The sequence below is a fragment of the Flavobacterium sp. genome, assembly GCF_025352425.1.
GTDB lineage: Bacteria > Bacteroidota > Bacteroidia > Flavobacteriales > Flavobacteriaceae > Flavobacterium.
Map to the genome: position 1 here is coordinate 108606 of NZ_JANXTI010000008.1, position 10228 is coordinate 118833.

The following is a 10228-nucleotide window of genomic DNA, read 5'->3' on the forward strand; positions in this document are numbered from 1 at the left end:
CATCCAAATCTCAAAAATGAGATTTGGATTTTTTTTCCCCGATAGTTAAATGAAAAAAATAGAAATCAATACCTCGCTAACCGCATTTCATTCCGTTGAAGAGCTTCCTCAGGATGTTCAGTCATTAATGCAACAAGCCATAGAAATTAGAAAAAATGCGTATGCTCCTTATTCAAAATTCAGGGTTGGTGCCGCATTACTTTTAGACAATGGGAAAGTTGTTTTAGGTTCCAATCAGGAAAACGCGGCATACCCTTCCGGACTTTGTGCTGAAAGAGTAGCAATTTTTCACTCAAATGCGATTTATCCGGAAGCTACAATTATAAAAATGGCAATTTCCGCAGCTTCGGATACAAATCCTACTCTTACTCCAATTCCACCTTGTGGCGGTTGCAGACAATCTATTTCTGAATATGAATTCAAGCAAAACGCACCAATAGAAATTTATTTTATGGGAGAAAGTGGTGAAATTTATAAATCAGATTCGATTAAAAATTTATTGCCCCTTACCTTCGACAAAAACTTCCTTTAGCTGTAAAAAATTACCCCTTTAAATTTTACTTCTTACACGGAATGTTTTACTTTTGCTCACGAACCTTCGGGGCGCAAATTTGTGTGTGAGTGAACTATTTTGCGTTGAAATATAATTACAACTTATAACGCTTTAGCAAAAAGTAAAAAATGAAAGAAGTAACAAAGGAAGTTTATTTAAAGTGGTACGAAGACATGCTGCTTTGGAGAAAGTTTGAAGACAAGCTTGCAGCACTTTATATTCAACAAAAAGTTAGAGGATTTCTACACTTATACAATGGTCAGGAAGCCGTTTTAGCGGGTGCATTACACGCTATGAACTTAGGTGGAAAAGATAAAATGATTACCGCTTATCGTAATCACGTTCAGCCAATCGGAATGGGTGTTGACCCACGAAAAGTAATGGCGGAACTACTTGGAAAAGTAACCGGAACTTCCAAAGGAATGGGTGGTTCAATGCACATCTTCTCAAAAGAACACGGATTTTATGGCGGTCATGGTATTGTTGGTGCTCAGATTCCTGTGGGTGCGGGTATGGCTTTCGCCGATAAATATTTCAGCACTGGCGGTGTAACGCTTACCTATTTTGGTGATGGTGCTGCGCGTCAGGGCTCACTTCACGAAGCTTTCAATATGGCAATGCTATGGAAGTTACCAGTAGTTTTTATTTGTGAAAACAACGGTTACGCTATGGGAACTTCGGTAGAAAGAACTGCCAATCACACAGACATCTGGAAATTAGGTTTGGGCTACGAAATGCCATGCGGACCAGTTGACGGAATGAATCCTGTAAAAGTTGCGGAAGCGATGCACGAAGCTATGGAAAGAGCACGTCGTGGTGACGGACCAACTTTCTTAGAAATGAAAACATACCGATACAGAGGTCACTCTATGTCGGATGCACAATTATACCGTTCAAAAGAAGAAGTAGAAGAATACAGAAAAATTGACCCAATCACACAAGTGCTGGACATCATCAAAGAAAAAAATTATGCTACAGATGCAGAAATTGAAATCATTGATGAAAGAGTAAAAGATTTAGTAGAAGAATGTGTCACATTCGCCGAAGAGTCTGCTTTCCCTGAAGCACAGCAATTGTATGACGTAGTTTACGAACAAGAAAATTATCCTTTCATCCCTCACAGACTATAATTATGGCGACTAAAATCACAATGCCCCGCTTGAGCGATACGATGACCGAAGGAACAGTTGCAACCTGGTTGAAAAAAGAAGGCGATATTATAAAAGAAGGCGATATTTTAGCTGAAATCGAAACGGATAAAGCTACCATGGAATTTGAATCCTTTAATTCCGGTACATTATTATACATAGGGATTAAGGAAGGTGAAACCGCCGCAGTAGATTCCCTTTTAGCCATCATTGGAAAAGAAGGAGAAGATATCTCGGGAATGATTTCAGAAGGTTCGGCTCTGGCTGCTACAGAAATAAAATCTGAAGAGAAACCTGCGGAAGCTCTAGTAGAATCAAAACCGATAACCGACAACGCACAACCGACAACAGCTTCTTTACCAAAAGGAGTTATAGTAGTAACCATGCCTCGCTTAAGCGACACAATGACTGAAGGAACTGTGGCAGCATGGTTGAAAAAAGTAGGCGATGAAGTAAAAGAAGGTGATATTTTGGCCGAAATCGAAACTGATAAAGCTACAATGGAATTTGAATCCTTTAACTCAGGGACTTTATTATTCATCGGAATTCAAGAAGGACAATCGGCAACTGTTGACAGCGTTTTAGCCATAATTGGTCCGGCAGGAACAGATATTTCAGGTGTTGCCGAAAACTTTAAAAACGGCGGCGGGTCTACAGAGGCTGTCACACCGAGCGCAGTCGAGGTGCAACAACCATCAACTGAAAACCAACAACCGACAACTGAAAACTCTGACAGAATTTTCGCCTCTCCATTAGCAAAACAAATTGCAAAAGATAAAGGAATCAATCTTTCACAAATAAACGGGTCAGGAGAAAATGGACGCATTACTAAAAGTGATGTCGAAAACTTTACACCTTCTACAACACAATCTGTTGTCACACCGAGCGCAGTCGAGGTGCCGCAAACTTCTATGGTAAGACCGTTTATTCCCGCAGGAGAAAAAGATACCGAAGTGGTTAAAAATTCGCAAATGCGTAAAACCATTGCGATTCGTCTTTCAGAGTCAATCTTCACCGCGCCACATTTCTATTTAACCGTGGAAATTTTTATGGATGAAGCGATAAAATCCCGCGCCGCAATAAATAGCATTCCGGATACGAAAGTATCTTTCAATGATATGGTTATCAAAGCCTGTGCAATGGCATTAAAGCGGCATCCAAAAGTAAACACCCAATGGCAGGCTGATGCAATCATCATCAATCACCATGTGAATATAGGCGTTGCTGTAGCTGTTGAAGACGGATTGGTGGTTCCGGTATTACCATTTACAGATCAAATGTCGCTAACGCAAATTGGCGGAAACGTAAAGGATTTAGCCGGCAAAGCAAAATCTAAAAAACTGCAACCATCCGAAATGGAAGGAAGTACGTTTACTGTTTCTAATTTAGGAATGTTCGGCATCCAGTCATTCACTTCTATCATCAATCAGCCAAACTCAGCTATCTTATCAGTTGGTGCTATCGAAGAAAAACCGGTAGTAAGAAACGGCCTGATTGTAGTTGGAAACACTATGATGCTTACACTAGCCTGCGACCACAGAACGGTTGACGGGGCGACAGGAGCACAATTCCTTCAGACCCTAAGACAGTATTTGGAAAACCCGGTTACGATGCTGGCATAACCAAATGTCATCCTGAGATAGTCGAGGGAACTAATAACAATCCCGCTTTGAAAATTTCAAAACGGGATTTTTTAAATAAATAAATACAATATGAAGAAGATTGGTTTACTCCTGCTTAGCATTGCTCTAGCCACATCCTGCCAAAAAAAAGACCCAAGCACCACCGAACAGGCGAAGCAAACTGCTCCAAAACATCAACTAGTAAAAGATGTACATTCCTTTTCAAATCCAAACGAAGCAATTGCCAAACATCTGGACCTGGATATTAAAGTCGATTTTAATACGCAAACCATTTCCGGAAAAGCATCCTGGACAATAGAAAACACTTCCAAAGGAAACGAAATCATTTTTGATGAAAACACTTTGAATATAACCAAAGTTACTTTAGGCGATGACGAAAAGGAAACCAAATTTGAATTAGGAAAGGAAGTTGCTTTACACGGCAAACCACTCCATATTACTATTGAATCCAACACAACAAAAGTCAACATCTATTACAACACAACCAAAGATGGTGTAGCACTGCAATGGTTAAAGCCTGAACAAACCGCTGACAAAAAGAAACCTTTTGTGTTTTCTCAGGGCGAAAGCATCTGGTCACGCACCTGGATTCCGTGCCAGGATTCCCCAAGTGTTCGCTTTACCTATAATGCTAAGGTTACTGTTCCAAAAGAATTGATGGCAGTAATGAGCGCGGTAAATCCACAACAGAAAAACGATACCGGAGTTTATACTTTCAAACAGGACAAAGCGATTCCGTCGTATCTGATGGCGATTGCCGTTGGCGATATCGAATTCAAATCTATAGACAACAGAACCGGAGTGTATGCCGAACATACTGTAATTGACAAGGCCAAATGGGAATTCGCCGAACTCGGTAAAATGGTTATCGCCGCCGAAAAACTATTTGGCCCTTATCGCTGGGGACGCTATGACGTAATTGTTTTGCCGCCAAGCTTTCCGTTTGGTGGAATGGAAAATCCAAATTTAACCTTCTTAACTCCAACGGTTTTAGCTGGCGATAGATCCTTAACCAGCCTGTTGGCGCACGAATTAGGACACAGCTGGAGCGGAAATTTGATAACCAATGCAACCTGGGATGATATTTGGCTTAACGAAGGTTTCACAACCTATGTAGAACACAGGATTGGTGAAGAAGTATTCGGTATTAACGAAGCCCAAATGCAAACGGTTCTAAGCCGAAAGGTACTTGAAATAGCCTTGACCGATTTAGGAAAAGACAGCCCGGATACGAGATTAAAAATAAACTCCACCGGAAAAAATCCCGACGATGCGTTGAGTGATATTCCATACGAAAAAGGATATGCCTTCCTGCAGACTGTTGAAACCGCTATAGGCCGTGAAAAATTTGATAAATTCCTGACCAATTACTTCAATGACCATGCTTTCCAATCAATAACAACCGAAGACTTTGTAGATTATTTCAATACCAACTTAATTAAAGGCGATAAGGCATTGGCAAACAAAATAAAAATGGAAGATTGGATTTACAAACCGGGAATTCCATCCAACATAATTAATCCGGTATCAGCAGATTTCAACGCTATTGACAGAATTCAAAAGACATGGAGAAAAACAGGAGTAAAAGGATTAAGCAAAAAGATAAAATCAACAAACGAAAAGCAACATTTCATTGATTACCTGCCAAAGGATATAACAGCTCAGGAAATGACAGCCATCGACACCGAATTCAATTTTACCAACGGCGGAAATTTCGTAGTGCGTCGCCAATGGTTTATAATAGCAATACAGCATCAGTATAAATTTGCCTATCCTGCCATCGAACAATTCCTTACGTCCTACAGCCGAACTTATTCCTTAACGTCACTTTATAAGGAAATGATTAAAACTTCCGAAGGAAAAATATGGGCAAATCAAATTTATACAAAGGCAAAATCAGGTTATCATGCCACCACGGTGGAAGCTATTAACAAAATATTGAAATAAAACAAACTTCCCTAGAACATGATTTGTTGATACTTAGTATTCTTTGTTACTATGCGGGAATATAAATGTTAAAAGTCGCACCTTTATTCAACTCACTGTTGGCACTAATAATACCTTCGTGGTTTTCTATAATTTTTTTTACGATGGCAAGTCCGATACCCGTTCCGTTGTATTCATTCTTTCCGTGAAGACGCTGGAATACTTCAAATATTTTTTGACTGTATTCCTGTTTAAAACCAATGCCGTTGTCCGAAATTGTAATATGACAATACTTATTTTTTGGTTTTAATTTTTCGTTGTCAAAGCCGATGCCATATCCTAGTTCGCTTTTTATTATTATGTGTGGCGGTATGTTAGGAACCGAAAATTTTAGGGCGTTCCCAATGAGGTTGTGCATAAGCTGGCGAAATTGAAAAGGAATAATTTTAACCTCACACAATTCATTTGTTTCAATGGTAGCATGTTTTTCTTTCAGCTCTTCGCTTAAATCGTCTTTAACTTCATCAATAACTATATTTAGGTGGATATTCTCAAATATACGTTCGGCGGTATTAGCTTTTGAATAAACAAGCAAATCTTCAATTAGCGTTTGCATACGTTTAGCGGCCAACTGCATTCGGTTGAAATTATCTTTTCCTATTTCTGATAAGGATTCTCTTTCGATGATGCGCGTAGCTAAGATTTGAATTTTTCGAAGTGGTTCCTGCAAATCATGACTTGATATATAGGCAAAAGATTCTAGCTCTTTGTTCTTTTTTTCCAATTCAATATTAAACTGTTCGAGCTCTTTGGTACGCTCCTTAATTTTCAATTCCAACTCTTGTGTAAATAACTTTTCCTGATGCGTATCGGTAAACGCACCAACCCATTTTACTATTTCATTTTCGCTGTCTAAAACAGGCTCACCCATTACAGTGTGCCATCTGTATTCGTCATTACTGTTTTTAAGTCGCACATCAGCATTATAAATGTTGCCGGTGGTTAAGCTGTTAAACCATGCTGCATTAATAGTATCATAATCATCAGGGTGAACAATTGCTCTCCATTCTTCTTCGCCTCGGGGATCAATACCCGTATACTCTTTCCATCTTTCAGATGCAAACTCGGCATTGCCCTGAGCATCGGTAACCCAAATCATCTGCGGTAAGGTTTGTGCAAGAGAACGAAAGCGTTCTTCGCTGTATTTTATTTTTTCTTCTGTATTTTTTTGCTCAGTAATATCTGTGCTTGTAACCAATACCAGCGACACATTTCCTTTTTCATCAAAAAGCGGCGCACCCTGAACATAATACCATAGTTGCTCCCGGGTTACTCTATTAATTTGTTTTAATATAGTTTGTGAAGGCTTACCGGTAGTAAGACTTATAAAAGCAGGGGAATTTTGAGCCGAGAAATAGTTTCCATTCTCATCAAAGCGTTCAAAAAGTTCGTCTGCAATTTTTAGCAGTGCTGATAAATCTTTGTGTTCCAAAATATATTCAGGTGTAAAATCACCATAAACAGCGGCGCCTTTATCATTCACATAAACCATTTCACCAGCTGCGTTAATGAGATAAACCCCTGCGGGAATATTTTTAAAAGTTAATTCTAATTGTTCTTTAGTACTTTTTAAATCCTGCTCAATTCTTTTTCTGTCGGTTATATCTTTAAAAGTCCAGCTCCACGCATAATACGTTCCATCTAATCCTATTACCGAGTAACCATTTCGCTCAACTATCTTTCCATTTTTGAATTGCAACTCGTCATGACAGCTCTCTTCCCGATGCGCGTAGAAGTGTTTTACCTTATCAATAAACTGTTGCGGATTCACCAATTGGCTCGTAGCAAAAGAAAGTGCTGCATCATCATCATTTGAATTTACTATGTCCGGTGGCATGTTCCATATTTCAACAAAACGCTGGTTAAAGGAAAGAATTTTTCCTTTGGCATCTACCAGCAAAATACCGTCAACGCTTGCTTCATTATGCGCTTCTAATAAAGCCGTTCTATAGGCAACTGCCTCTTCTGTTTCCTTTAGTTCCGTAATATCAATCCCCGAACCCACAAAACCATACAATTCTCCATTATCAAAAAAGCTCGGGGCACCTTGTGATAAAAACCATCTATACACACCATCATGCCGCAACAGTCGGTGTTCTTTGGTGTACAAGCTTCTGTTTAGAACCGCCTCGGCAACAGCATTCCCTGTAGCTTCCAAATCATCAGGATGAATAAACGGCTGCCAGTTCAGTGAGATCGCTCCCTCAAGCGACACCCCCAAATAGTCAATCGCATATTTATTGATGTATTTCTGGGAACCATCGGGATTAAGTGCCCAAACGATATTTGGCGCGGCATCAGCCATGATGCGAAAACGCTCTTCACTCTCTTTAATATTTTGTTCTGCTTCTCTTTGTTTTGATATATCGGTATGAACACCTACCCATTCCCGAATAACATTTTTCTCATCAAAAACAGGTACCGCTTTAATAGAAAAAAGTTTATAACCGTCATCCTTTGTCTTTACTCTGTGTTCAAACATGAATGTGCTCTTGGTAACAACGGCATTATTCCACGCTTCCACAGTGGGTTGGGCATCATCCGGATGAACTGCTTCAGACCACCCATAACCTTGATATTCCTCAAAACTCTGGCCCGTCAGTAGGGCCCACCCGGGTTGTTCTCCAATCATTTGCCCCTCGCCGTTATTCGTCCACATAATGCCCTGCACCGCAAGAATAGCCGCCTCAAATTTTTTCTCGCTTTCTTCGATTTGTTTTCGCGCTAAAACCTGCTCGGTTATATCAACAGAAACAATTACAATTGAATCAAAGTTTTTTTCTGTGTCTTTCATCGGAACCGCTGAAAATCGGAAATACAACTGCTCCACGTTTCCGTCGCCATCCTTATCAAGTTTAACCGGATACTCGGCAATTGAAAAAGATTCGCCTGTTTGATAGATATCATCTAATATTTCAAACGTGCCCGTACCTATTAGTTCCGGAAATATGGCTTTGCTGGTCTTGCCTACCAATTGTTGGGCCGTGCGGTTTACTATATTTTGGTATTCGTTATTTGCCATTACATAAGTATGATCCGGACCTTGGATCACGGCAATGGCAACCGGAGCATTAAAAAAAATAGTTTGCAATAGGGCTTCATTCTCCTTAATTTTTTTTCTCGCCACCACTTTTTCAGTCACCTCAGTAACCGTAACGATGATACCCGAAATTTCTCCATCTTGTTCCCTTAAGGGATGATAAAGGAAATCAAAATAGAACACATCATAGTTGCCATAGCGTTTTACCGGAATGGGAACCTCGCTGCCGTGAAGCGGAACTCCGGTAGTCAATACACCGTCTAGTAAGGCCCCAACAGATTCTTCCACCTCTGGTAAGGAATCAAATAAAGGCCTTCCTATAAAATCATTGAGTTTCCTGTCAACTAACTGTAGGTAAAAGTCGTTGGCCATTTCAACAACATATTCTTTTCCCCGTAAAATCGTAATGCCTACAGGAGCTTGTTTAACCGTGTCCCGAAAACGTTCCTCACTCTCCTTTAAAGCCTCTTCAACTTTCCTTCTGTTGGTGGTTTCAATAACAGTAACCAATACGCCCCCAACTTCTCCGTCATCCTTTCTTATAGGACTATAGGAGAAATCAAAAAAACATTCTTCGACAAATCCATTTCTGTTTAACGGCAACATTAAATCGGGATAGCCAACTGCTTTGCCTTTCATTACACCATCAAACATAGATTCTATGATGTGCCAAACTTCAGCAAATGTTTCTCGTGTGCTAATCCCTAATGCGTGAGGATGTTTAGTTGTCCCAAGGATGGGACGATACCCGTCATTATATAATTGCGTATAATCTTCGCCCCACGCTATGTACATTCCAAATGGATTATCCAGCATTACGCCTACCATTGTGCGAAGGCTCTGGGGCCAAACTGCGGGGTCACCTAAAGATGTTTTACTCCAATCCTTTGCTCTGATCAGTTTACCCATCTCGCCGCCTCCCTGGAGAAAATAATAATCAGAGTATTGTTTGATCATAGACTATTGTTTTTGAATTAACCAAGTTCTTATTAAGCGGTGTGACAGATTTGATAGATGCGATACGCACAAATTTAACACAATTATCTTTTCAATGTGAATAAGCTTTAACCAGGCAGAAATTTGATCAATTTTAAAAAATGGGGATTAAATTTCATTTGCCTTACTATGGTTGACCTTAGGGTCGATTAAAATTGGTAACTTTATGCCTGAACATGTGAATTATATAACATTAGACCAAAAATATATAATTATTACTACAAGTGCTAATGGATTTGGAAATGACTCGCGGTTTAAGATTTCTGTTGCTCCTTTAAGCTAATATTGCAAACAAATCGTTGATCACTTTTCTAACATTTATTTATCGTCTTATGGATGTTCAAGCCTTGCCGACAAGTTATCGAAGCCTTGTCGACAGAATATCGAAGCCGCCTGGACAAAATGTTTATGTATGCGTCGACAAAATGTCCAAGCATACGTCGAGAAGATGTCGAGGCCGCGTCGACAAAATGTTTATGCATGCGTCGACAAAATGTCCAAGCATACGTCGAGAAGATGTCGAGGCCTTGTCGACAAAATGTTTAGGCTGCGTCGAGAAGTTGTCGAAGCCACGTCGACAAAATGTTCAGGCTGCGTCGACAAAATATTGAGGCCTTATGAATAAAAGGTTCAAGGCTTAATAAACAAAAAATTCCCATCAAATAAATGAATAGGGTCTTCTAAAAAAAGCCTGCCTGCCGGCAGGCAGGGCAGCGGATCGACCGAAGGGACACGCTGCACCTATAAAAAAAAGAACCCCAATCTTTTCAGATTGGGGTTCCATAAAAAAAAGGCAGCGACATACTCTCCCACATAACTGCAGTACCATCTGCGCAGTCGGGCTTAACTTCTCTGTTCGGAA

5 protein-coding genes are annotated in these 10228 nt (G+C 40.0%); 4 read left to right on the top strand and 1 reads right to left on the bottom strand.

The genetic code is table 11. The features are described from left to right. Positions 1-49: 49 nt before the first annotated feature. From cdd to Q0Q99_RS01305, 4 genes are all read left to right on the top strand, one after another. Positions 50-532, top strand: a complete 483-nt coding sequence (gene cdd, locus Q0Q99_RS01290; RefSeq protein WP_293890171.1) for a cytidine deaminase — start codon at positions 50-52, stop codon at positions 530-532. 149 nt (positions 533-681) lie between these two features. Continuing rightward, a complete protein-coding gene (gene pdhA / locus Q0Q99_RS01295) occupies positions 682-1683 on the top strand; it encodes a pyruvate dehydrogenase (acetyl-transferring) E1 component subunit alpha (protein WP_293890173.1) in 1002 nt (333 codons plus the stop codon). Between the two features lie 2 nt (positions 1684-1685). Further along, complete coding sequence (locus Q0Q99_RS01300) at positions 1686-3323, top strand: pyruvate dehydrogenase complex dihydrolipoamide acetyltransferase (RefSeq protein ID WP_293890175.1); 1638 nt, start codon at positions 1686-1688, stop codon at positions 3321-3323. A 90-nt stretch (positions 3324-3413) separates the two neighbouring features. Beyond that, complete coding sequence (locus tag Q0Q99_RS01305) at positions 3414-5291, top strand: hydrolase/aminopeptidase (RefSeq protein ID WP_293890177.1); 1878 nt, start codon at positions 3414-3416, stop codon at positions 5289-5291. Positions 5292-5340: 49 nt separating this feature from the next. Here Q0Q99_RS01305 and Q0Q99_RS01310 read toward each other — a convergent pair whose 3' ends face one another. Then, the gene (locus Q0Q99_RS01310; RefSeq protein WP_293890179.1) at positions 5341-9327 is read right to left on the bottom strand and encodes a PAS domain S-box protein; all 3987 of its coding nucleotides are present in this window, start codon (positions 9325-9327) and stop codon (positions 5341-5343) included. Positions 9328-10228 lie beyond the last annotated feature (901 nt).

Excerpts from the sequence above, each read along its gene's own strand:
- cdd (WP_293890171.1), top strand. The coding sequence starts at position 50 with ATGAAAAAAATAGAAATCAATACCTCGCTAACCGCATTTCATTCCGTT.
- pdhA (WP_293890173.1), top strand. The coding sequence starts at position 682 with ATGAAAGAAGTAACAAAGGAAGTTTATTTAAAGTGGTACGAAGACATG.
- Q0Q99_RS01300 (WP_293890175.1), top strand. The coding sequence starts at position 1,686 with ATGGCGACTAAAATCACAATGCCCCGCTTGAGCGATACGATGACCGAA.
- Q0Q99_RS01305 (WP_293890177.1), top strand. The coding sequence starts at position 3,414 with ATGAAGAAGATTGGTTTACTCCTGCTTAGCATTGCTCTAGCCACATCC.
- Q0Q99_RS01310 (WP_293890179.1), bottom strand. The coding sequence starts at position 9,327 with ATGATCAAACAATACTCTGATTATTATTTTCTCCAGGGAGGCGGCGAG.